At 66.6% G+C, this 22,867-nt stretch carries 23 protein-coding genes; 7 read left to right on the forward strand and 16 right to left on the reverse strand.

Annotation, left to right across the window (positions count from 1 at the left end; translation table 11 throughout):
- Positions 1-404: 404 nt before the first annotated feature.
- Both B3D50_RS03160 and B3D50_RS03165 read right to left on the reverse strand, forming a co-directional pair.
- Positions 405-833 (reverse strand): CBS domain-containing protein, encoded by a 429-nt coding sequence (locus tag B3D50_RS03160; protein ID WP_046651600.1) that lies wholly within the window; start codon positions 831-833, stop codon positions 405-407.
- A 72-nt stretch (positions 834-905) separates the two neighbouring features.
- Positions 906-1,574, reverse strand: a complete 669-nt coding sequence (locus B3D50_RS03165; protein WP_286949385.1) for a rhomboid family intramembrane serine protease — start codon at positions 1,572-1,574, stop codon at positions 906-908.
- A gap of 143 nt (positions 1,575-1,717) precedes the next feature.
- Between B3D50_RS03165 and hfaA the strand changes: the two genes are divergently transcribed.
- From hfaA to B3D50_RS03185, 4 genes are all read left to right on the forward strand, one after another.
- The gene (hfaA, locus tag B3D50_RS03170) at positions 1,718-2,134 is read left to right on the forward strand and encodes a holdfast anchoring protein HfaA (protein ID WP_286949386.1); all 417 of its coding nucleotides are present in this window, start codon (positions 1,718-1,720) and stop codon (positions 2,132-2,134) included.
- Complete coding sequence (gene hfaB, locus B3D50_RS03175) at positions 2,131-3,150, forward strand: holdfast anchoring protein HfaB (protein ID WP_286949387.1); 1,020 nt, start codon at positions 2,131-2,133, stop codon at positions 3,148-3,150. Before hfaA ends, hfaB begins: the two co-directional genes overlap by 4 nt.
- Positions 3,077-4,330, forward strand: coding sequence for a holdfast anchor protein HfaD (hfaD, locus tag B3D50_RS03180; RefSeq protein ID WP_286949388.1), 1,254 nt, complete (start codon positions 3,077-3,079; stop codon positions 4,328-4,330). The genes hfaB and hfaD overlap by 74 nt, the downstream gene beginning before the upstream one ends.
- Positions 4,331-4,468: 138 nt before the next feature.
- Entirely contained in the window at positions 4,469-7,348 is a 2,880-nt protein-coding gene (locus tag B3D50_RS03185; RefSeq protein ID WP_286949389.1) for a M16 family metallopeptidase, read from the forward strand.
- 126 nt (positions 7,349-7,474) lie between these two features.
- Here B3D50_RS03185 and B3D50_RS03190 read toward each other — a convergent pair whose 3' ends face one another.
- Both B3D50_RS03190 and B3D50_RS03195 read right to left on the reverse strand, forming a co-directional pair.
- On the reverse strand, positions 7,475-8,404 hold the full coding sequence (locus tag B3D50_RS03190) for a hypothetical protein (RefSeq protein ID WP_286949390.1): 930 nt from the start codon (positions 8,402-8,404) through the stop codon (positions 7,475-7,477).
- A 168-nt stretch (positions 8,405-8,572) separates the two neighbouring features.
- Positions 8,573-9,103 carry a gamma carbonic anhydrase family protein gene (locus B3D50_RS03195; RefSeq protein WP_286949391.1) on the reverse strand — a complete coding sequence of 177 codons (531 nt, stop codon included), beginning with the start codon at positions 9,101-9,103 and terminating at the stop codon, positions 8,573-8,575.
- 299 nt (positions 9,104-9,402) lie between these two features.
- Between B3D50_RS03195 and B3D50_RS03200 the strand changes: the two genes are divergently transcribed.
- Positions 9,403-10,182, forward strand: coding sequence for a PhoH family protein (locus tag B3D50_RS03200; protein WP_088412108.1), 780 nt, complete (start codon positions 9,403-9,405; stop codon positions 10,180-10,182).
- Between the two features lie 350 nt (positions 10,183-10,532).
- On the opposite strand, the gene dxs is transcribed toward B3D50_RS03200, so the two are convergent.
- From dxs to B3D50_RS03225, 5 genes are all read right to left on the reverse strand, one after another.
- Positions 10,533-12,443: a 1-deoxy-D-xylulose-5-phosphate synthase gene (gene dxs / locus B3D50_RS03205; RefSeq protein ID WP_286949392.1), complete on the reverse strand. Its 1,911-nt coding sequence runs from the start codon at positions 12,441-12,443 to the stop codon at positions 10,533-10,535.
- 66 nt (positions 12,444-12,509) lie between these two features.
- Positions 12,510-13,415 carry a polyprenyl synthetase family protein gene (locus B3D50_RS03210; RefSeq protein ID WP_046651608.1) on the reverse strand — a complete coding sequence of 302 codons (906 nt, stop codon included), beginning with the start codon at positions 13,413-13,415 and terminating at the stop codon, positions 12,510-12,512.
- A 2-nt stretch (positions 13,416-13,417) separates the two neighbouring features.
- A complete protein-coding gene (locus tag B3D50_RS03215; RefSeq protein ID WP_286949393.1) occupies positions 13,418-13,774 on the reverse strand; it encodes a tRNA-binding protein in 357 nt (118 codons plus the stop codon).
- Positions 13,774-14,031, reverse strand: a complete 258-nt coding sequence (locus B3D50_RS03220) for an exodeoxyribonuclease VII small subunit (protein ID WP_286949394.1) — start codon at positions 14,029-14,031, stop codon at positions 13,774-13,776. The genes B3D50_RS03215 and B3D50_RS03220 overlap by 1 nt, the downstream gene beginning before the upstream one ends.
- A 60-nt stretch (positions 14,032-14,091) precedes the next feature.
- The gene (locus B3D50_RS03225) at positions 14,092-14,730 is read right to left on the reverse strand and encodes a histidine phosphatase family protein (RefSeq protein WP_269300140.1); all 639 of its coding nucleotides are present in this window, start codon (positions 14,728-14,730) and stop codon (positions 14,092-14,094) included.
- A gap of 236 nt (positions 14,731-14,966) precedes the next feature.
- Here B3D50_RS03225 and B3D50_RS03230 point away from each other — a divergent pair, with 236 nt between their 5' ends.
- Positions 14,967-15,494, forward strand: coding sequence for a GNAT family N-acetyltransferase (locus B3D50_RS03230; protein WP_286949395.1), 528 nt, complete (start codon positions 14,967-14,969; stop codon positions 15,492-15,494).
- A 21-nt stretch (positions 15,495-15,515) separates the two neighbouring features.
- The gene (locus tag B3D50_RS03235) at positions 15,516-16,694 is read left to right on the forward strand and encodes a vWA domain-containing protein (RefSeq protein ID WP_286949397.1); all 1,179 of its coding nucleotides are present in this window, start codon (positions 15,516-15,518) and stop codon (positions 16,692-16,694) included.
- Between the two features lie 3 nt (positions 16,695-16,697).
- On the opposite strand, the gene B3D50_RS03240 is transcribed toward B3D50_RS03235, so the two are convergent.
- The 7 genes from B3D50_RS03240 to B3D50_RS03270 form a co-directional block, all read right to left on the reverse strand.
- Positions 16,698-17,918 (reverse strand): hypothetical protein, encoded by a 1,221-nt coding sequence (locus B3D50_RS03240; protein WP_286949520.1) that lies wholly within the window; start codon positions 17,916-17,918, stop codon positions 16,698-16,700.
- 182 nt (positions 17,919-18,100) lie between these two features.
- Positions 18,101-19,072: a hypothetical protein gene (locus B3D50_RS03245; protein WP_286949398.1), complete on the reverse strand. Its 972-nt coding sequence runs from the start codon at positions 19,070-19,072 to the stop codon at positions 18,101-18,103.
- On the reverse strand, positions 19,069-20,469 hold the full coding sequence (locus B3D50_RS03250) for a glycosyltransferase (protein WP_269300136.1): 1,401 nt from the start codon (positions 20,467-20,469) through the stop codon (positions 19,069-19,071). The genes B3D50_RS03245 and B3D50_RS03250 overlap by 4 nt, the downstream gene beginning before the upstream one ends.
- A 175-nt stretch (positions 20,470-20,644) precedes the next feature.
- Positions 20,645-20,827 carry a CsbD family protein gene (locus B3D50_RS03255; protein ID WP_128719677.1) on the reverse strand — a complete coding sequence of 61 codons (183 nt, stop codon included), beginning with the start codon at positions 20,825-20,827 and terminating at the stop codon, positions 20,645-20,647.
- Positions 20,828-20,891: 64 nt separating this feature from the next.
- Complete coding sequence (locus B3D50_RS03260; RefSeq protein WP_269300135.1) at positions 20,892-21,368, reverse strand: NUDIX domain-containing protein; 477 nt, start codon at positions 21,366-21,368, stop codon at positions 20,892-20,894.
- A gap of 50 nt (positions 21,369-21,418) precedes the next feature.
- Positions 21,419-22,462, reverse strand: coding sequence for a sensor histidine kinase (locus B3D50_RS03265; protein ID WP_286949399.1), 1,044 nt, complete (start codon positions 22,460-22,462; stop codon positions 21,419-21,421).
- A gap of 4 nt (positions 22,463-22,466) precedes the next feature.
- Positions 22,467-22,865 carry a response regulator gene (locus B3D50_RS03270; protein WP_040344682.1) on the reverse strand — a complete coding sequence of 133 codons (399 nt, stop codon included), beginning with the start codon at positions 22,863-22,865 and terminating at the stop codon, positions 22,467-22,469.
- Positions 22,866-22,867 lie beyond the last annotated feature (2 nt).

The following is a 22,867-nucleotide window of genomic DNA, read 5'->3' on the forward strand; positions in this document are numbered from 1 at the left end:
AACTTTCTTTTCACGAAACCGCTCCGGAAGGAGCGGCGGAGGCGGCTATCTAGTGAGAGCCGATCTCCTTGTCAACCGGGCTTTTCAGCCTTTCTGCTTTTTCCGAAACCGAAGCTCCGAAGGCCGCAGTAAACCGCCGGGAAAACCGAGAGGCTATCCCTCAACTCAATCCAGCGATTCGATTGAAGCGCGGAGCCTAACCGATCCAACCACCCGAAGCAAGACGCTTTTTCAAACCCTTGCCCCGAACAAAACCCCGAAAACACCGTCTCCGAAGCCCGCTGGGCCAGCCCGTCTCCGAGCGAGGCGGCGATATACGAGACGCTTTTCCCGCTGGCAAGCGCCTAAAACGGCTTTCCCGATCTATCCACAGAACGGGCGCTTATGCACAGGATGGGGCCGCCCTACCCCGCCGCTATATAGGTGCGCAGGCTCTCAGCTTCCTGCGTGGCCTGGGCGATCTGGCATTTGACTACGTCGCCGATCGAGACGACGCCGGCCAGCCGCTTGTCCAGCAATACAGGCAGATGGCGGATTCGGCGATCGGTCATGCGCGCCATCAGCGCCTCGACCGTTTCGGCGGGATCGGCGAAGACCACTTCGCTCGTCATATAATGGGAGACGGGACGCTTCAGCGCCTCGGGGCCGTCGCGGGAGATGGCGCGGACGATGTCGCGCTCTGACAGGACGCCGACCACGCCTGCGTCCTGACAGACGATCAGCGCCCCGACCTGGCGTCGCTCCAGTTCGGCGCAAGCGTCATTCAGAGAGGCGTCCGGCGCCAGGGTGAAGACGGCGTCTCCCTTGCCCTTGAGAATCTCGGCGACCAGCATGGCGACTTCCTCCTTATGGGCAGGCCGTCGTCCGCGCGTGTCGCGGACCGGCCGCAAGGCGGACAGGTTCGCTCAGACGCCGCCGATAGGCAAATCACGGCGCGCGGCGAACCAGCCGCCGATGGGGCCGATGGCGAGGATGCCGAACAGGAAGCCGACGGCATGCGCTTCCCAGGCGATGCGGGCGCCGTCCGCGCCCGGCGCCAGGCCGATCAGGCCCACAATGAGATTCACCGCCATCCACGCAGCGGACGCCTTCAGAACCATGGGATGAAACAGCGGCAGGACGCGCCCATGCCCGCCCATCAACCGGGTCGCGGCGCCGATCAGGCCGAAGACCGCGCCCGAAGCTCCGACCAGCGGCGCCATACTGGTGGGATGCACTAGGCCATAGCCCAGCGCCGCCACGGCGCCCGCCGCTATATAGAAGACAATGAAGACCAGCGGCCCCGGCCCGCGCTCCATCAGCCGCCCGACCGGCGCGCCGAAGGCCAGAGCCCCCACGGCGTTCATCGTCACATGGGCCCAGCCGCCGTGCAACAGCATGGAGGTGAACAGGCCCGCCCATTGTCCGCCCCACAGCTCCGCCGGGACGAAGGCCATGGAGAGTCCCTGATCGGGAAGCCGTTCCTGCAGATAGAAGAGCACCGGCATGGAAGCTGCGATCAGCAGAGGCAGGAAGGGCGCGTTGAAGATCTTTTCGCGCGGCGGCCGCGGCGAACGGGCGTCAGATTGGGACATTCGCCCTTGATGGGGCCAGTCGCATCCGATCTCAAGACGCCGTTTTGCGCCAATACGACACTGAAACCGTATGGCACGGTCATTGCGTGAGCCGTTCCAGAAGTTCTCGGGAGCGCCTTATGTCGTCTCATAGCCTGACACCCATGACCCTAGCGGCCGCCGCCGTCCTGGCGGTCCTGCCCGCCGGCTCGGCCGCCGCGCAGTCGACCGGCTCGGCTGGAGCGGGCCAGTTCCAGGCCGGCTACGGCGCCTCGCGCTACACCACGGCCCAGGCCAGCCGCGGCACGACCCGCGACGCCAACGGCAATCGCCTGGTCGTCGACGGCATCATTCAGCAGAACGGCAGCGCCTATTCGCGCAGCGACAGCAACGCCTCGTCCAGCTACCTCAACGGCGGCGTCGGCTCGGGCGGCGGGACCAACATCGGCGGCTCCACCGCCATCGGCAACAACCTGAATGTGGTGGTCCAGGGCAACCGCAACACGGTCGTCGTCAACTCCAACCAGACCAACAACGGCGCCATCAACGCCGGCACCACCCTGAACGGGCCCCGTCCATGAACATCTCCGCCATCCGTCGCTCGCCCGTGCGCGCCCTCGGCTGCGTCGCCGCCGCCGCTGCTCTGCTGAGCGGCTGCGCCACCTCGGCCGGTCCCTCGGGCCATTACGCCAAGCCGATCGGCAATGCGCCGGTCACGTCGAACCCGACGCCCTATTCGACCGCGCTGTACTGCCTGGCCGACTATGCGCGCCGCTACAACCTGCCCTCGCCGCGCATGGCGGTGGGCCGGATCAGCGACTACACCGGCTCCATCTCCTCGGACGGCGGCCGCCAGATCACCCAGGGCGCGTCCCTGATGGCCAACACCGCCTTGGCGAAGGCCGGCGCTCGCATCGTTGAACGCTACGACACCTCGGTGTCCGAGCTTGAGCTGCGCTACGCCAACAACAAGCTGATCGGCGACGACGTGCCGAACGGCGCCCCCCAGGACGCCGCCTTCCGCCGCATCCTGGCCGGTCAGGTGCCGGGCTCGGACTTCTATGTGGTCGGCGGCATCACCGAGGTGAACTACAACATCCGCTCGGGCGGCTTCGACATCGCCGGCGGCGAAGTGGGCCAGAACGGCGGCTCGGGCCTGCTGACCGGCAAGGTGTTCGTGATGAATGTCGCGATCGACCTGCGCCTGGTGCAGACCACCACCCTCGAAGTCGTGGACGTCGTCTCCTATCAAAAGCAGATCGTCGGCCGCGAAGTGTCGGCGGGCGTCTTTGACTTCCTGAACGGCAACGTCTTCGACATCTCGGCCGGCACCAGCGGCCTGGAGCCCGTCCAGTTGGCGGTTCGCGCCCTGGTGGAACGCGCCACGGTCGAATTCATGGCCAATCTGTACGGCGCCCCCGGCCCGGAAATCTGCCTCAATCCCGCCAATGACCCGCTGGGCGACAGCCCGGTCGGCGCCACCGGCGGCTACTATCCCGCTTACGCAAACACGGACACGAACAATGGCCAAACTCGCGCCGACCCGTCTCGCTGGCACGATCGCCGCGACAGCGCTGTGCGTGGCGGCGGCCGCTGAGGCTTCCGCTCAGGACCGCGGGCTGGTCCTGAATGAACAGCTCAACCTGGGCGACGTCATCAGCGGTCAACGCCTGAACGTCGTCAACGTCAACGACAACGTCGCCGTGTCGAACGCCGCCATGGGCAACGCCCTGTCCGGCGGCGCCGACGGCCGCGCCGCCGACATCCGCTCGACCCAGGACATGCAGGGCGCCGCCGTGGCGGACACCTCCCTGACCCTGCGCGGAGAGACCGGCTATGTGAACAGCGTGACCCAGGCGCGCGGCAACTATCTGGCCGGGACTGCGGTCAACACGGGCATCGATGTCGACGCCGGTCAGAATCTGAACGGCGACGTCACGGCGCGCAGCCAGATCGTGGAGACCGGCGCTCGCCTGAACTACGGCGGCCACGTCTCGGCCGACGCCATCGGCAACACCGTCGCCCTGGGCGCAAGCGGCACGGGCGAACAGCGCGGCGCCGTCACCGGCCGCACCGATCAGAACTCGACCGGCGAGATCTACGCCGAGAACGAGGCCCGCTTCACCTACGCCCCGGCGCCGGCCGTCTTCAGCAGCCAGGCTTCGGCCAACGCCGTGCAGGCGACCTCGACGCCGAACTCGCACCAGAATCTGGCGGTCAACCAGAACGCCTCGGGCGCAGGCGTCACCGCCTGGACCGGCGTGTGGGCGGGCAACGCCTGGGACATCGCCGCGCGCAGCCGCGCCGCCTCCAACCAGGCCGCCTTCTACAACCAGGGCGGTTCGCTGGTCGTGGACGTGGATCAGCAGAACGCGGCGGAAGTGCTGTCGCGCACCGAGCTCAGCTCCTATGACTTCGGCGCCGCCCATTCGACGGCCGAGGCCGTGGGCAATGAGGTTCATGCGGGCAACAACGACATCTATGTCAGCATCGACAACACCCAGATGAACACCGGCGGCGTCACCGCCAGCGCCGGTTTCACGGGTCGGAACGGTTACGACGCCTACGTCGGCGCCAATGCGGCGGGCAACGCCGTCACCGGCTTCGGCTGCTCGACCTGCGGCAGCGACCTGAACGTGCGCAACAGCCAGACCAACATGGGCGACGTGCGGGCGACGGCGACGACCAACATCAACGGCTGGGGCCGCAATGTCGTCGCGGGCGCCAACGCCGTCGGCAACACGGCGAGCTTCTACGTCACCAATCCGGGAAATTAACTTTCGGTAACTTGAGGTAGTCAAGCTCGTTTGTCACCGTGAACAGGCGTGGGGCTGAAGAAGCTTCGCGCCTGTCTTACGTGCAGGGCCGCAATCAGTCCCGGGGGCCGCCCGCTCGCACGTCGCGGAGACTACTGAATGCGATCCCCTCGCCGCCTGCTCCTGCTTGCCGCGTCCAGTCTCGCCCTGATGGGCGGAGCCGCGCTTCCCGCCGTCGCCTTGACCCCGCCGTCAGCGGTCGCGACGCAGGACGCCCAATCTTCCAGGCCCTGGGCCCAGGCGACCAGCGACATTCCCGCCGACGCGGCCGTGCGCTTCGGCGTCCTGCCCAACGGCATGCGCTACGCCATCCTGAAGAACGCCACCCCGCCCGGTCAGGCGTCGCTGCGCCTGCGGATCGCGGCCGGTTCGCTGATGGAGAACGAGGACCAGTTGGGTCTGGCCCACTTCATGGAGCACATGGCCTTCAACGGCACGACGAACGTGCCTGAAAACGAGCTGCTGCGGATTCTGGAACGTCTGGGCCTGGCCTTCGGCGCCGATACCAACGCCTTCACCAGCTTCGACCAGACCGCCTATACGCTGGAGCTGCCGCGCACCAACGACGAGACCGTCGACACCTCGCTGCGGATCATGCGCGAACAGGTCTCCGAAGCCCTGATGAAAGCGGAAGACATCGACGCCGAACGCGGCGTGATCGAGGGTGAAGAGCGCCTGCGCAACACCCCGGCCCTGCGCTCGCTGAAGGCGCAGATCGCCCTGCTGGCGCCCGGCCAGCGTCTGTCGAACCGTCTGCCGATCGGCGACCTCAGCATCATCCGCAGCGCCCCGCGCGAGCGCTTCGTCGAGTTCTACGAAGCCTATTACCGCCCCGAGCGCGCCACCATGATCGCGGTCGGCGACTTCGACGTCGATCAGATGGAAGCCAAGATCAAGGCGACCTTCTCGGACTGGACGCCCAAGGCCGCCGACGGTCCCGAGCCCGATTTGGGACAGGTCGCCCCGCGTCAGCCCGAGACCCGCATCCTGGTCGAGCCGGGCGTGCAGTCCTCGGTCCAGTTGAACTGGATCCGCAACCCCGACCTTGATCCCGACACGGCCGCACAACGTCGCGACGCCCTGCTGCAGAACCTGGGCATGGCCGTGCTGAACCGTCGCCTGGGCGAACTGGCCCGCGCCGACAACCCGCCCTTCATCGGCGCCGGGGGCGGCCAGGGAACTCTGTTCAAGACCCTGGACCTCGGCAGCGTCTCGGCCGCCTTCAACCCCGGCGGCATCAAGCGCGCGCTGGAGACCATCGAACAGGAACAGCGCCGCCTGGTGCAGTTCGGCGTCTCGCAAGTCGAACTGGATCGCGAAGTCGCCAACACCCGCACCGCGCTGGAAAACGCCGTTCAGGCCGCAGCGACGCGCAGCACCCCGGCGCTGGCCAACGCCCTGCTGGGCGCCGCCAACGACGACAAGGTGTTCTCGGCGCCCGCCACTGACCTGGCCCTGTTCGAGGCCGCAGTGAAAGATCTCAAGGCGGAACAGGTCAGCGCCGAGGTCAAGCGCGCCTTTGAAGGTCAGGGCCCGCTTGCCCTGGTCATCACGCCCGAACCGATCGAGGGCGGCGAGGCGGGCGTCACCGCCCTGCTGGAAGCCAGCCGCGCCACCCCCGTGACCGCTCCGGCCGCCCAGGTCGAACTGGAATGGCCCTACGCCGACTTCGGCGCCGTCGCCACGCCAGCCTCGACCATTGAAGTCGCCGCGGTCGGCGCCACCGTCGTCACCTTCCCCAACGGCGTGCGTCTGACCGTCAAGCCGACGGCCTTCAAGGACCAGCAGATCCTGATCTCGGTCCGCACCGGCATCGGCGAAATGGGTCTGCCGACCGACCGCTTCACGTCTCAGTCCCTGGCCCCCATGGTCTTCACGGCGGGCGGTCTGGGCAAGCTGACGGCGGACGAGCTGAACCGCGTCCTGACCGGCAAGATCTACGGCGCAGGCTTCGCCATCGACGGCGACGCCTATCAGCTGTCGGGCGCCACTCGCCCGGCCGATCTGCAACTGCAGATGCAGGTGCTGGCCGCCTATCTGACCGATCCGGGCCTGCGCCCGGCGCCGTTCGAGCAGATCAAGGCCGTCCTGCCGCAGTTCATGGCTCAGCAAATGGCGACCCCCAGCGGCGCCTTCAGCCTTCAGGCCAGCGGCCTGCTGGCCAGCGGCGATAAGCGCGAATCCATGCCCTCGCCGCAGGAAATCGCGGCCTTCACCCTGGATGAGCTGAAGCAAGGCGTGGTTCAAGGCCTGGCCTCCGGCCCGATCGACATCGTCATGGTCGGCGACGTGAAGGTCGAGGACGCCGTCGCCTCGGTCGCCTCCACCTTCGCCGCCCTGCCCGCCCGCGCTCCGGCCGCCCAGCCGACGGCCGGTTCGGATCAGCGCCGCTTCCCGGCGCCGACGGCCCAGCCGATCCGCCTGACCCACGCCGGTCCGGCCGAGCAGGGACTGGCCTATATCGCCTGGCCGACCACGGATGCGGTCAACGATCGCACCGAGTCGCGCCGGGCCGCCATCCTGGCCGAGGTGCTCAAGCTGCGCGTCCTGGACGAAATCCGCGAGAAGCAGGCCCTGGCCTATTCGCCCAGCGTCCGCGCCTCGGCGTCCGACGTGTTCCAAGGCTATGGCTCCATCTCGATCACGGCGGACACGGCTCCGGACAAGTTCGGCGCCTTCTTCACCGCCGTCGACGCCATCATCGCCGACCTGCGCGACAAGCCGGTCAGCGAGGACGAGCTGAACCGCGCGCGCCTGCCGGTGATCGAGTCCCTGCGCCGCAGCCAGGCCGGCAACGAATACTGGCTGGGCCAACTGGAGGATCTGGCCGCCAAGCCCGCCTCCCTGGAGCAGATCCAGACGCACATCAGCGACCTGGAATCCTTCACCGCCGCCGACATCCAGGCGGCTGCGCGTCAGTATCTGAAGCCGGATACGGCGTGGAAGGCCGAGGTCGTCTCGGCCAGCGCCGCGCAATAAGACGGCCTTAGACGAAGAAAGGGCCCCGTTCCGCAAGGAACGGGGCCCAGTCGTTTAGGCCTATCGACGGAGAGTCGATGCCTGGACCTTAGGCGTCTGCGCCTGTCGCCAGACTGAACAGCCGGTTCAGAAAACCCGGCCGCCCACCCCGCCGTCCATCATGATCATGCCCGTGGACGCCGCGCCCTCGACCATTTCCTCGCGATACTCGGTGTAGGTCTCTTCGCGCATCATGGTCAGCACCTTCACGCCGGCGCCGTAGCGACGCAGCAGCGAACGTTCGTTGCACTGACGCGCCTGCTTTTCGGGACGGCATTCCAGACGCCCGCCCGCGCCGTGCCACAGGGCGTCGCCCTTGTTGCAGGCCACGGTCTCGCCCGGCGCGCCTTCGGCGTCGCTGATGGTCCATTGCAGCTTAGTGCCGGCCAGGCAGCGATACAGTTCGCCGTCATAGCTGTTGGCGACGTCCCGGCCCGGCGTCACCTGGGACGCGGGGTGCGGCACATTGCGGTCGTCGATGCAGACGGCCTGCAGCACGACCTGCTTCTCGATGCGGCGCGTGGCGGTGAAGGGCACGCGCACCGACTGCATCCCGCCCTGGACGTTCAGGCCCTGGATGGTGGTCGGATAGGGCTGGTCGACGTTGAAGTAAGCGCCGCCGCCGCCCGCGACGATGACCGTCGAAGCCGCGCGCGATCCGGCCCAGGCGCGCGCCGAGGCGTTGGCGCTGGCGTTCGCATTGACGTTCACGTTGACGTTCACATTGCCGCCGCCCGAGCCGCAGCACGGAGGGGGCGGAGGCGGCAGGCAACCGCCCCCGGCGCACGGCGGCGTCACCGGCGGACGCGGCGGCAGACAGCCGCTGGGGCCGCACCCCCCGCCCGGCGGCGTCACCGGCGGGGTGATCGGCGGCGAAGGCGGCAAGATCGGAGGGTTGGGCGGCGGAGGCGGCAGGCAGCTCGAAGGCCCGCACTGCGCCGCAGCGGCGTCAGCGACCGCCATCAGCCCCACAAAGGCCACGGCGCCCGCCAGCATTTTCGTAATCCCTATCCGCATGGGATCGGACTCCTGCATTGATCGTCAGCAGGGGCGATGCAAGCGCCGGGCCGTTTCAAGCGTCCGACATTGGGCGGTTTCATCCCCCTTGAGGCGAGTTTGCGCCATTCCGCCTCGCCTAAGGGGCCGCCTGTCTCATTGTGAGCCGTGCCATTGTGGGGCGGCGGATCAGTCGAGACGTTTCAACCCACCCGCATAACGACGCCAGTTCTGCACATAGTGCTGGGCCGAGAGGCGCAGCGCCTGGATCTGTCCTTCATCCAATTCCCGGACCACCTTGCCGGGCTGGCCCATGACCAGGCTGTTGTCGGGAATGACCTTGCCCTCGGTGATCAGGGCGTTGGCGCCGATCAGGCAGTTCTTTCCGATGCGCGCCCCGTTCAGAATGACCGCGCCGATGCCGATCAGGCTGTTGTCGCCGATCTCGCAGCCGTGCAGCATCACCTTATGCCCCACCGTCACCCCGGTGCCGATGGTCAGGGGAGAGCCGACGTCAGTATGCAGGATGCCGCCATCCTGAATATTCGTGTCCGCCCCGATGACGATGGGGTCGTTGTCGCCACGCAGCACGGCGTTGAACCAGATGCTGGCGCCCGGATGCAGAATCACGTTCCCTAGAACGGTTGCATTCGGCGCGATCCAGTATTCGCCCTCGGGCGGAAGCTGAGGCTTGTTGTCGCCCAGACTGTAAACACTCATCCGCACACCGCCTATTCTTCTTAAAATGAAGGCTTTAACCCTTCAGAAACTACGTTAGCATCAGACTGTTGATGCGATTCGGCAGGCCCCATTCGCCCCCGGATCCGAAGCCGGATCAAGCCCGGTCCGGTCAGACGCTGGAGAATGCGCTTGGCGTGTTCGCGACCAGTTCGGGGACGGCGACGCACCTGTTGCGGCGAAGACCCTGCGACCGTTCGGGACGGCTGCGCGACTTCGGCCCCCACCTCCCCCACCGACGACCAAGGCGAGACCCAGCCGGGCTCGCCTTTTTTCATGCCCTGGAGGCGTCCATGAGCAAACGATCGGCCATCAAGCGTCAGCTGCGCGAAGGCGTGCTGGATTCGCCAGAATTCATTCAGGACGCCAAGGTGCGGCGATTGCCCGCCCGCGTCGGCGGCTGGTCGCCCGTCCCCTCGAACGACGAGCGGGACCAGGGTTATATGAAGACACTGAAGCCCAAGTCGGACGGCCAGGCCGAACTGATGGAGGCGGTCGACCACGCCAATCTGGTGCTGGCGCTGGGGCCGGCGGGCACCGGCAAGACCTATCTGGCCGTCGCCAAGGCGGTCGAGGCGCTGGAGGCGGGCAAGGTCGGCCGCATCGTCCTGAGCCGTCCCGCCGTCGAGGCCGGGGAGTCGATCGGCTTCCTGCCCGGCGACATGGAGGACAAGCTGGCCCCCTATCTGCGCCCGCTCTACGACGCCCTGTCGGACCGTCTGTCCATGAAACGGGTCAAGGCCCTGATGGCCGAGGGCCTGATCGAGATCGCCCCCATCGGCTATATGCGCGGCCGCACCCTGAACAACGCCTTCATCGTCGTGGATGAGGCTCAGAACTGCACCTACGTCCAGTTGAAGATGCTGCTGACCCGGCTGGGCTGGCACTCGACGATGGTGGTGACAGGCGACCCGCACCAGTCCGACCTGCTGCCGGGCGTGTCGGGCCTGTCGGACATCGCCGACAGACTTGAGGCCGTGCCCGAAATCGCCGTCGTCCGACTGGCCGAACGCGACATCGTGCGTCACCCGCTGGTCGCCAGCATGATCGGGGTGCTGTGACCCTCGCCCTCCTCTGATGAGAGAAGGAAAAAATAGAGTCCAATTCGTCTGAATCGTCTGAAATCCCCTCTCGGCCCGGATGCAGTCTAGCACAGGCGCCGAGGGGGGATGGTCGATTGTGATCCGGCGACACCGTGCATCATCCGCTGGCGGCGGGCATGATCAGGGTATTGTGTTCCTTGTCCTTCTCCCCTTGCGGGAGAAGGTGGCGGCCCTCGGGTTTGGCCCGGGGGCTGACGGATGAGGGGTTGCGAGACGTTGGCCTCGCAATCCCTCATCGGATTTCGGAGAAACCCCTCATCCGGCCCTGACGGGCCACCTTCTCCCACAAGGGGAGAAGGAAGATCGGTTTACGCTCGCGCGGCCCGGCTGGCGTCGACGCCCAGCGCCATCACGGCGGCGGCGGCGATGTGTTCGGCGTTCAGACCGGCCTGGGCGTACATGACCTCGGGCTTGTCCTGATCCTGGAAGATGTCGGGCAGGTGCAGGGTGCGAATCTTGAGCCCGCCGTCCAGCGCGCCCTTCTCGGCCAGCAACTGAAGCACGAAGGCGCCGAAGCCGCCCATGGCGCCCTCTTCCACCGTGATCAGCGCCTCATGCTCGCGCGCCAGACGCAGGATCAGGTCGGCGTCCAGCGGCTTGGCGAAGCGGGCGTCGGCGACGGTGGCCGAGACGCCCTTGGCGGCCAGCATGTCGGCGGCCTTCAGCGATTCCTGCAGGCGGGTGCCCAGCGACAGGATGGCGACCGACGTGCCTTCGCGGACGATGCGGCCCTTGCCGATCTCCAGCGGGGCGGCCAGTTCGGGGATGTCGACGCCCACGCCCTCGCCGCGCGGATAGCGGAAGGCGCTGGGGCGGTCGTCGATGGCCAGCGAGGTCGAGATCATCGCCGCCAGTTCAGCCTCGTCCGAGGCCGCCATCAGCACCATGCCCGGCAGAGCGCCCATATAGCCGATGTCGAACGACCCCGCGTGGGTCGAGCCGTCGGCGCCCACCAGACCGGCGCGGTCCATGGCGAAGCGCACCGGCAGGGACTGGATCGCAACGTCGTGGACGACCTGGTCGTAGCCGCGCTGCAGGAAGGTCGAATACAGGGCGCAGACCGGCTTCATCCCATCGGCTGCCAGGCCGGCGGCGAAGGTCACGGCGTGCTGCTCGGCGATGCCGACGTCGAAGGTGCGATCGGGGAAGGCCTGACCGAACAGGTCCAGCCCCGTGCCGGACGGCATGGCGGCGGTGATGGCCATGATGGTCGGGTCGGCTTCAGCGTGCTTGATCAGCTCGGTGCCGAAGACCTTGGTGTAGCTGGGGGCGTTGGAGACGGCCTTGGCCTGCTTGCCCGAGACCACGTCGAACTTGACCACCGCGTGCAGCTTGTCGGCGCTGCTCTCGGCCGGGGCGTAGCCCTTGCCCTTCTGGGTGACGACGTGGACCAGCACCGGACGGTCGGTGATCGCCGCCGCATTCTTGAGGATGGGGACCAGGTTCTCCATGTCGTGACCGTCGATCGGCCCGACGTAGTAGAAACCCAGCTCCTCGAACAGGGTGCCGCCCACGATCATGCCGCGGGCGTATTCCTCGGCCTTGCGCGCGGCGTCGCGGAAGGGGCGCGGCATGTGGTCGACGAACTTCTTCCCGACCTTGCGGATGTTCTGATAGGCGCCGCCCGAGACCTGTTTGGCCAGATAGGCGCTCATGCCGCCGACGGGGGGGGCGATCGACATGTCGTTGTCGTTCAGCACCACCATCAGCTGGCCGCTGGTGGCCTCGGCGGCGTTGTTCATCGCCTCATAGGCCATGCCCGCCGACATGGAGCCGTCGCCGATGACGGCCACGACCCGGTTGTTCCCGCCCTTGGCGTCCCGCGCGGCGGCGAAGCCCAGCGCCGCCGAGATGGAGGTCGAGGCGTGAGCCGCGCCGAAGGGGTCGTATTCGCTCTCGGAGCGCTTGGTGAAGCCCGACAGGCCGCCGCCCTGACGCAGGGTGCGCATACGGTCGCGCCGCCCGGTTAGGATCTTGTGCGGATAGCACTGGTGGCCGACGTCCCAGATGAGGATGTCCTGCGGCGTCTCGAAGACGTGGTGCAGGGCGACCGTCAGTTCGACCACGCCTAGACCCGCGCCCAGGTGCCCGCCCGTCACCGACACGGCGTCGATGGTCTCAGCCCGCACCTCGTCCGCCAGCTGTTTCAGCTGGGCGATGTCGAAGCCCCGCGTGTCGGCGGGAAACTTGACGGTGTCGAGAAGCGGAGTGTGGGGCATGGGGATCGGGGGCCTTCAGACGACGGAGCGTCAACAGTAACCCGCTGAGGGCGGGCGCGTTTCCTATCAGGACCGGCGCTTAAGCACAAAGTCCACGCTGGCCTTGAGGATTTCGGCCTCATGACCGAACAGGTCAAGGTGCGAGCGGGCCTGATCGGCCAGATGCGCGACCCTCTGTCGCGCCGCATCGACGCCCAGCAGGGTCACGAAATTGGTCTTGCCCAGGGCCGCGTCCTTGCCGCCCGCGGCCTTGCCCATCTCCTCGGCCGAACCTTCGGCGTCCAGAACATCGTCGACGATCTGATAGGCCAGGCCGATGTCGTGGGCGAAGCTGGTCAGGGCGTGCCAGGCCGCTTCGTTGGCGTCGGCGATGATCAGCGGAATCTCGAAGGCGTAGGCGAACAAGGCGCCGGTCTTCAGACGCTGCATCCGGGCCACGCCGCCCAGATCGTCGCGCACCCCCATCAGGTCGATCATCTGGCCGCCCGCCATGCCGCGCGCGCCCGAGGCGAAGGATAGACGCCGCGCCAGTTCGCAGCGCACGGCCGCGTCGTCGTGCGTGTCCTCGTCCAGGATGATGTCGAAGGCCGCGGTCTGAAGCGCATCGCCCGCCAGAATGGCCGTCGCCTCATCATAGGCGATGTGCAGGGTTGGGCGGCCGCGCCGCACGTCGTCGTCGTCCATCGCCGGCAGGTCGTCGTGCACCAGGGAATAGGCGTGGACGCATTCCAGGGCGCAGGCGGCGCGCAGGGCCGCGCGCTCCTCGACCTCCAGCATTCTCCCCGCCTCGATGGCGAAGAAGGGACGCAGCCGCTTGCCCGGCCCCAAGGCCGCATAACGCATGGCTTCGGTCAGGCGCGCTTCCGGGCCATCGGCGCGCGGCAGCAGCTGGTCCAGTGCGACAGTGACCAGATCGGCGATCTCGGCCACGCGGTCGATGACGGCCTGTTCCGGCGAATTGGCGGCGAGCATGGTCAAAACAGCCTCCCGCCCAGCGGCAGGTCGCGATCGACGCCGGCCAGGACGACATTCCCCTCCGCATCCGGGAAGCCCAGGGTCAGCACCTCGGACTTCACCGGCCCGATCTGGCGCGGCGGGAAGTTGACGACAGCGGCGACCTTGCGGCCGTGCAGCTCTTCCAGGGTGTAGTGATGGGTGATCTGGGCCGAGGACTTCTTGACGCCGATCGCCTCGCCGAAGTCGATGGTCAGCTTATAGGCGGGCTTGCGGGCCTCCGGGAACGGCTCGGCCTTGATGATCCGGCCGATGCGAACATCGACCTTCATGAAGTCGTCGAAGCCGATCTGCGGCGCGATTTCGGAACCGGACATCAGCCGAACTCGGCCGGTTCGACGCCCTTGGCCTGGCCGTCGGCGCCGACGACGATCTTCTCGACCCGCAGTTGGGCGGCCTTCAGCCGCGCCTCGCAGTGGGCCTTCAGCCGCGCGCCCTCTTCGTACAGGACGATGGATTCCTCAAGCGGCGCCTGACCCGATTCCAGGCGCGAAACGATGCCCTCCAGACGCGACAGGGCGTCCTCGAAGCTGAGATCGGCGGGCACGGCGGGGGAAGCGGATGCGTCAGTCATGATGGGCGCAACCTAGAGAGGCAGGCGCGCCGCTTCAACGGCCTTCCTGACGCCGCGACGTCAGCGCTTCACGAAACGGCGCTGGGACCAGTATTTGAAGCCCTGGTTGTGGGCCAGACGCCAGCCGTGCGCCTTCAGCCGCTGGCCGACCATGTGGTTGAAATAGCCGTGCGCCAGCACCAGCACGTCATGGCCTTCCGAGGCGCGGGCGATCAGGACGCGCGCGGCCTGATCGGCGCGGACCTCGGCCTCGGCGCGGGTCTCCTGGCCCTCGTGGTGGTTGAAAGCGTGCCACCAGATGCGCGAGATCACGCCCCAGTAGCGGGGCGACAGCTTGATCCAGGCCGGAAAATGCGGCGGCGGCAGGGGGGCCTCGATGAACAGGGCGTCGACCAGGACGTCGCGGCCCGGCGCGACGGCGCGGGCGGTTTCCTGCGCGCGCGGCCGGGTGGAGGCGTAGATCGCCCCGGCGCCCTCGGCCGTGCTCAGCAGGGCCTGGGGCGGAGTCTGCCCCGCACGCAGGCCGCCGATCTCATAACGCCCCCACCAGTCGCGATACTGGTCCGAGGTGATCATGCATTTGCGCGACAGCGCCGGCTCGCCATGGCGCGCCAGGGTGATCGCGCCATAGGCGGTCTCCGACTCGGCGGAGCGGGCGGCCGCAACCGGCGTCTGAACTGCGGATTCGGAATGAGTCATGAGTGCAGGAGAAGACATAGCACGGGGATCAGCCTGTGAAACCAAGGCCTTGGCGTCCCTTTACCTCCCCGATCCCAGCATTGGCGTGCGCCGCGAACAGCGCACCTTGGACAAAGGTGGTAGCTTCCGCCGCGCGCCCCTGCAACCACGCAAAGATGACGAGGCTGCAATGAACAGGGCGCGGAGCGTCCCGACGCGCCTTCACCCGGCCTCCGCGCGGCGCTATGCGTCGAAGAATGAGCGAACCCGTGATCCGTCCCGCCCGCCCCGATGACGCCGCCGCCCTGGCCGTGCTGGGACGCCAGACCTTCATCGACACCTTCGTCACCGGCTTTGGCATTCCCTATCCGACCGCCGACCTGACCATGTTCCTGGACGCCAGCTTCAACGCCGAAGCCATCACCAAGAAGCTGGCCGAGCCCGGCGCCGCCTGGTGGGTGGCCGAGCGCGAGGGCGAACTGCTGGCCTTCGCCAACGCCGGGCCGAACACCCTGCCCCACCCTGACGGCCGCGCCAGCCACGCGGAGCTGCGCCGCCTCTACGTCGGCAAGCAGGCGCAAGGCCTGGGCCTCGGCACGAAACTGCTGAAGATCTCGCTGGACTGGATGGAGGCTCACACCGACGGCCCCCTGTGGATCGGCGTCTGGAGCGGCAATCTGAAGGCGCAGAAACTGTACGCCGCCTACGGCTTCGAGAAGGCGGGCGAGTATCAGTATCCGGTCGGCGCCTGGATGGACGACGAGTTCATCTTGCGGCGCGGCTAGGCCGGGGCCAGTCTTAAGCCCATGCTTCTGCCCTTCTTCACCGCCCTGCGCCAGGCCAAGGTGCCTGTGTCGCTCAAGGAATGGCTCCATCTGATGGAGGCCATGGACAAGGGCGTGGGGGGCCGCGACGTCGAAGCCTTCTACCACCTGTCGCGCGCCGTCCTGATCAAGGACGAGAAGCACTACGACCGCTTCGATCAGGTCTTCGGCAAGGTGTTCAAGGGGCTGGAGGGCGTCAGCCCCGGCGAGGAAATCACCGCCGACATCCCCGAGGACTGGCTGCGCCTGCTGACCGAAAAATACCTGACCGACGAAGAGAAGGCGCAAGTTGAGGCGCTGGACGGTTTCGACAAGCTGATGGAGACGCTGAAGCAGCGCCTGGAAGAACAGAAAGAGCGCCATCAGGGCGGCAACCGCTGGATCGGCACGGGCGGCACCAGCCCCTTCGGCCACGGCGGTTACAACCCCGAGGGCGTCCGCATCGGCGGCCCCGGACGTCACGGCCGCGCGGTCAAGGTCTGGGAAAAGCGCGAATACAGGAACCTGGACGACACGGTCGAACTGGGCACGCGCAACATCAAGGTGGCCCTACGCCGCCTGCGCCGCTTCGCCCGCGAGGGCGCGGCGGAGGAACTGGACATCGACGGCACCATCGACGGCACGGCGCGCCAGGGCTGGCTGGACATCCACATGCGGCCCGAGCGGCGCAACACCATCAAGGTGCTGCTGTTCCTCGACGTCGGCGGCTCGATGGACGGCCATATCCAGCTATGTGAAGAGCTGTTCTCGGCCGCGCGGACCGAGTTCAAGAACCTGGAGTTCTTCTACTTCCACAACTGCCTCTACGAAGGGGTGTGGAAAGACAACCGGCGCCGCCACAGCGAGCGCATCCCCACCTGGGATCTGATCCACAAATACCCCGGCGACTGGCGCGCCATCTTCGTCGGCGATGCGACCATGTCGCCTTATGAAGTGACCATGCCCGGCGGCTCGGTCGAGCACTGGAACGAGGAAGCCGGCGCCGTCTGGCTGAAACGCGCCCGCGAACAGTGGGACAAGTCGGTCTGGCTGAACCCCGTCCCCGAACGCCACTGGTCCTACACCCCCTCGGTCAGCCTGATCGGCGAGGTGATGGCGCACCGCATGTTCCCCCTGACGCTGGAAGGCCTGGAACGGGCCATGCGGACCCTGGCGCGCTAAGCCCTAGTTGACGGTGAGAGCCCCGAAGGCAGGCAGGATGCCGGCCGCCGTTTCCTGACGGAAGAAATAGCGGCCAGGGTAAAGGAAGAAGGTCGCCTCCGACGCGTCGGGCGGCAGCAGATAGTGATCCGACGGCGGGCCCGCCGTCCCCTCCCCCATCGGCAGAGCCTGGATCAGCACCCGTTCGTCCGACGGCGGAACCTTGATCGTAACGCGCCGCCGCTCGGGATCCGCCGCCAGCCATCCAGGACGCCCCGCCACAGGCGCCATGCGCGGATGGAAGACCGACAAATCCATCTGTCCGGCATAGTTGGGCGAGGCGATGCTCTCACCATCCTTAGAAACCACGATCGACGCCTCAGGCGCAAAGCGGGCCAGAACAGCCGCCACGTGCGGCGCGTCGTTCTCGGGCGTGATCGCGGGCCAGTTCATCGACTGCTCGATCGTCAACGGATCAACGCGTGTCTTGGCCTTCAGGCGTGCGGCGAACCATGTCCCGCCCCGACCGGGCTTCTCCATCGCGTGACTATAGCCGACGAAGACGAAAACGCGCGCGTCGGGATGAACAGACAGGATGTTGGCGATCAGGTTGTCGGCCTGAGCCTCTTCCCGCGCCGCGATCTGTGCGGCGCCGTCTGCGTCATCAGGCGCCCTCTGATCGAAACGTTGTTCATAGTCCGAGAAGCGATAACCTAACCGAGCCGCCTCCCTCACCGTTTCGGCGAAGACCGGATCGTGAGTGTAGTAGCCGTAGCTGGCCAAAAAAGGCGCGCCCCTAGCGTAGACGCCGATTCGGACATAAGGCTCGGGCTGGGGCGGAGTGAAGGCCTCAGCGGCGAACCAGTCGTAGCCCAGCGGGCGCAACGCACGCATCACCCGGGCGGCGAAGGCGCGATGTCCGGAAATGTTGTGCGCCTCGTTCAGGATGACAATGCGGGTGTTGCGGGCCGCCTCGACGATGGCTTCGATCGCGTCACGCGCCACTGCGCCGTTTAGGTCGGGTGGACTCAGCGACGGCCGCGGAGGCCGCTCATCCAAGCCGACGGCCGTCGCCTCGTCCCCTAGGAAGGACGCGAACTGGCTTAACATCTGTCGCGCCGCTTGATCACCCGCTTCAGCCTTGGCCTTCAGATAGAGGTAGGTCGGCAGATAGCGGCCTTCAGTGAAGAACTGATCGTCGTTCGAAAGCGCTTCCTGCGCCAGGACGGACGCAGGTAGCCCCACGCTCAAACCCGCCGCTCCCAACAAGATCGATCGACGTGCCCACATCTGCTCTCCCCCTCGAGAAACTGACATGACAACGATACTAGAAAAGATCCCGGCGGGACTGTGGCGAAGCGTCCCTGAACAGAAGCGCTCCGTTCACACCCCGACAGCCTGACTTTCAAGAGTGAAAGCCGAGTTGGTCAGAAGGCGCGCGTCACGCCGAAATTCACCTGGGTGTAGTCATAGGTGTAGCCACGGGCGACGGGGGTGTTGCTGTAGGTCAGGCCCGCTGTGAAGGCCCATTCGCGGACAGGGGGGCTGGTGACCTGAGCGTTGAAATAGCGGGCGTTGCGCCAGTCGCTGCCCGTTTCCTTCTGAGCGCCCAGGCCGCCGGCGATCACATAGCGCCAGCCGCCGTAGTAGCGGCGCACCTGCAGCACCGGCATGACCTCAACATAGTTCTTGGGCGAGAAATAGTCGTACTCGCCGGGGTCGCTGCTGTGGAAGTAGCGGGTGCGAAGTTGGGCGGACAGGCCCCATTCAGGCTTCAGCACATGGATGTAGTTGAGGCGCAGATGGGTGCGGACGTTATCGCCCGTGAAATCCTGAACGCCCGCCATGACGGTGAAGTTGTTGCGATCATTGACCGGCAGGTCGAAGGCCCCGCCGAGGAACGTATAGTAGAGCCCCTTCTCCAACCCGAGCGGCGTTTCCAGAATCTCGCGCTCGATGAAGTATTCCTGGCGGAACCGGGCGTCGTTGTGAACGCTGACCGCGCCCAGGACGGTGTCGCCGTCCGTGCCGACCTGCCCCTTCCACGACCAGTCGCCGGTCTTGTCGGCGAAGCGCAGATAGACGCGCTGGTCCTCGGTCGACTTCTGGCCCAGCGGCTTGAAGCTGGCCGTCTCGATCCGCAGGCCGAGGTAGTCGTCCGGCCCCCTGTAGCGCCAGTCCAGGTTCACCCCCGCCTTGATGACGTCCGTGTTGTCGGCGTCGGTCGAAGCGAACAGGTCCGCGCCCACCGCGTAGCGCGGCAGGAAACCGGCCGCCACGCTGTCGGGATGGTCGACGCGGGCGGTCTGCTGGGCCGTCTCCGGCGCGGACTGAGCCTGGGCGGAGGCGGCCGCCGCCAGAATGAGCGCCACGACGGCGCCGCCGGTCAGGGCGTTCATTTGGTGTCCCATTTCTTCCGCATCCCCAGCAGTTCGGCGCCATAGCCCCATACGCAGACCGGTTGCATCACCAGACTGTAGCCCAGGGCGTAGAAGAGAAAGCCCCCGAAGTTGCGGCGCACCTTCAGCCCCTCGCGATGGAACATGCGGCGCTGGATACGGAAGATGAAGATGTTCCACAGGGCCGCCAGCGGCAGAACCGCCAGCGTCAGCGGTCCGGCGATCCAGAAGATGCCGAACATCGCCAGCACCAAACCGGGGATGAAGACGAAGGTGTAAACCAGATCCAGCGGCAGGAAGCACAGGTTCCACCAGATGAAGATGGTGGTCAGGCGCGGCTTGAGCAGCAGGCCGCCGTGCGCCTTGAACGCCTCGATCAGGCCGCGCGACCAGCGTTTGCGCTGCAGGGCGAACTGCTTGAAGCGCGTCGGCACATTGGTGAAGGCCAGGGCGTCCTCAGCGTAGCCGATGCGGTATCCCTTTTCGAGCAGGGCCCAGGACACGACGATGTCCTCCCCCACGCACTCGGGCCAACCGCCGACCTGTTCCAGGGCCTCCCGCCGATAGAGGGAGAAGGCGCCCTGGGCCACCAGGGTGCCATGATACATGGACTGCATCCGCTTCACGGCGGCGATGCCGTGGAAGTAGTCCCATTCCTGGGAACGGGTCAGGAAGTTCTCACGCGAGTTGCGGACCATGACGGCGCCGGCGATCGCCTGGGTGGACGGCGGATCGGTCAGCAGACGCTCGACGATCTGGGCCAGGCCGTCCTCGCGCACCCAGGAATCGCCGTCGATGGTGACGATCAGGTCGTGCCGCGCCTCCTTCAGACCGCGGTTGAGCACCGCCGCCTTGCCCGCATTGACCGAATAGTCGAGCACGCGCACGGCGGCGTTGGGCGGAAAGTCCAATTCGGCGATCGCCCGGCGCGCGACTGCGACCGTGTCGTCGGTCGAACCGTCGTTGAGGATCAGAATCTCATAGGAGCCGGGATAGGTCTGATGCGCCAGACTGGTGAGGGTGTCGCGAATGCCGGCCGCCTCATTATAGGCGGCGACAAGAACGCTGACCGCCGGATAGGTCGTCGGGCGGATGCGAGGCGGCCTTCGATCGAACATCAGCGTGCCGAGCAGGAAGGCGTTCATGAACCCCGGCACATAGGCGATGAAGCCGATGGCGATGAGGGCGAATACCCAGCTGCTCACGCTCGCCAGGTCCGCCAGCCAACGCTGGGAAAGCCAGACGCTGAGCGCCGTCCATGCGATCGCCAACGTCAGCGCCAGAATGAATTTTGCGGGAACCGGCAGATACAATCGCCGGTAGGGGTGCGACAGCCCGGTCGCGCCTTGCACGCCGACCATCGGCTCCGTGCTCGTCTCAGACACTCTATCGGACATCGCTGCCCCCGTGAACGCCTTGTGAATGACGACGGAAATCTTGGTTTTTGAACTTTTACCGCTAACCGAAAGTAACCATCACCCGAATATTACACCGTCCATATCGAATAAATCGTAAATTCTCTTATCAAGCGAGCAACGGGCGTCATGCACAGACAACGCCCGCCTCGACGTCTTAGTCTCGCTCGTCCTTCAAGGCGTCCTTGACGCCGCCAACGGCGTTCTGGACCTTGCCCGCGACCTGATCGGCGCGGCCTTCGGCTTTCAGCTTTTCATCGCCGGTCAGCTTGCCGGCGGCTTCCTTGAGCTTGCCGCCCATGTTCTTGGCGGCGCCTTCGATACGGTCGTGGTCAGGCATGGGGAGCTCCCTGTCTTTGGGATCGCCGGGACTGGCGGTCCGTCAGGAAAACAACCCTTTTTCTCTAGCGAGGTTCCGAAGCGGAGGCCGAGGCGTGACGATCGCGCAACCAGCGCGCAACGGCCCAGCTGTGCGCCTCGTGCCGCAGGCTGAACAGGGCGCGCAGCGGCTCCAGCCAGACCAGCTCATGATCCGCTTCCTGCTTGGCTAAGGGGTCGGCGCCGGTCACATTGACGAGCCAGACGCCGCCGACGTTGTTGACCGGCGTCCCGTCCGACTTGAGGAAATACTGCGCCGCCTCGGTCAGGCGATCAACCGGCTGGATGATCAGGCCCGTCTCCTCGGCGAACTCACGTGCCAGCGCCTGCTGCTCCGTCTCTTCGCCGTCCAGGGCGCCGCCGGGCAGATCGAAATAGGCGTGCCCGTCGCCGCGATCCACACGCACGCAGGCCAGACGGCCGTCACGCTCGGCGATGCCGAAGACGGCGGGACGGTGGATGTAATCGAGACCGGGACGGGCCGTACCGAACTGAAGCTTCATCGTGGGAGATTAACCCTGCCGCGTCGCCGGGCGAAACCCCCAAAGCGTCGTCAGAGATCAAACGCCAAAAGGGCGCGCACGCCGCGATGCGCCGGGTCCACCTCGATCGCCGAGCGCAGTCCGCCGGCCATGGCCGAGATGATCTTGGAGCCCAGGCCCGTGCCCTTGGGCTGACCGTCGCCCAGGCCGGGCCCGTCATCCTCGACCGTCAGCTGGGCGCGTCGCCCATCCTCCAGACGCCTCAGGATCACGCGGATCTCGCCCGCAGCATCCGGCTCATAGGCGTATTTGACGGCGTTGGTGACAAGCTCGGTCACGATCACCCCCAGGGAGACGGCCTGATCGGTCGTCACCTGAAGAGACTCGGCCTGTAAAGTCAGTCGCGGACCACCGCTGTCCGGGCCGATGGACTTGCCCAGTTCATCGACCAGACCGGCCAGATACTCATCCATCTGCACCCGCTCGACATCGGCCGAAGTGTAGAGGCGGCGATGGACATGGGCCACGGCCTCGATCCGCACCTGGGCCTCGCGCAGGGCGTCGCGCGCGCCCTCGTCCGCCAGTTGGCGCAATTGCAGGGAGATGAAGCTGGACACCAGTTGCAGCGAGTTGCCGACGCGATGGTTCACCTCGCGCAGCAAGGCCTCGGCGCGGTCGCGGGCCTGACGCACTTCCTCGTGCGCCTGTTCGTTCTCACGCTCCAGACGCCGCCGCAGCAGCGCGTCTTCGAGGGCCGAACGCAGCAGGGCGGTGAAGTCCTCGGACACGTCCTTGATGACGTAGTCGGCGGCCCCGGCGCGCAAGGCGGCGACGGCGATGCGGCCGTCCTGAGCCCCCGTCACATAGACCACCGGCGGCGGCGTCGGCAAGGCCAGGATGTCAGGGAGGACGTCCAGGCCCTCACGGCCCGGCATGTAGTGGTCCAGGGCGCAGACATCGAACTGGCCCGCCTTCAGCACCTCGTAGCCGCTGTCCGCATCGGGCGCGCAGACGACCTCGTAGCCGTGGCGGCCGAGCTCCTTCTGGACCAGGCGGGACAAGCCGCGGTCGTCGTCAATGTACAAGAGACGTATGGCGGCCCCCGGTTCCGTCACGGCGTCAGATCTCGGGCGCCTGCATGACCGACAGGAACAGGCCCAGCTGGCGGATGGCGCCTGCGAAGGCTTCATAGTCCACCGGCTTGGTGATGTAGACGTTGCAGCCCAGGTCGTAGCAGCGCTGGATCTCGACCTTGTCGTCGGTGGTGGTCAGCACGACCACGGGCGCGCGGCGCAGATTGTCGTCGGACTTGACCCGATCAAGGATGTCCGTACCCGACATGTCCGGCAGGTTCAGGTCCAGCAGGATCAGCAGGGGGCCGGTGCGCCCCACCTCGTCGCTGAACAGATAGTCGAGCGCCGCTTCGCCATGATCGAAATGGACGATGTCGTTGGCGATGTTGGCCCGCCGAATGTTTTTCTCAATGAGCTTGGCGTGCCCATGATCGTCCTCGACCATGA

This window comes from Brevundimonas sp. UBA7507 (assembly GCF_002478355.1).
GTDB lineage: Bacteria > Pseudomonadota > Alphaproteobacteria > Caulobacterales > Caulobacteraceae > Brevundimonas > Brevundimonas diminuta_D.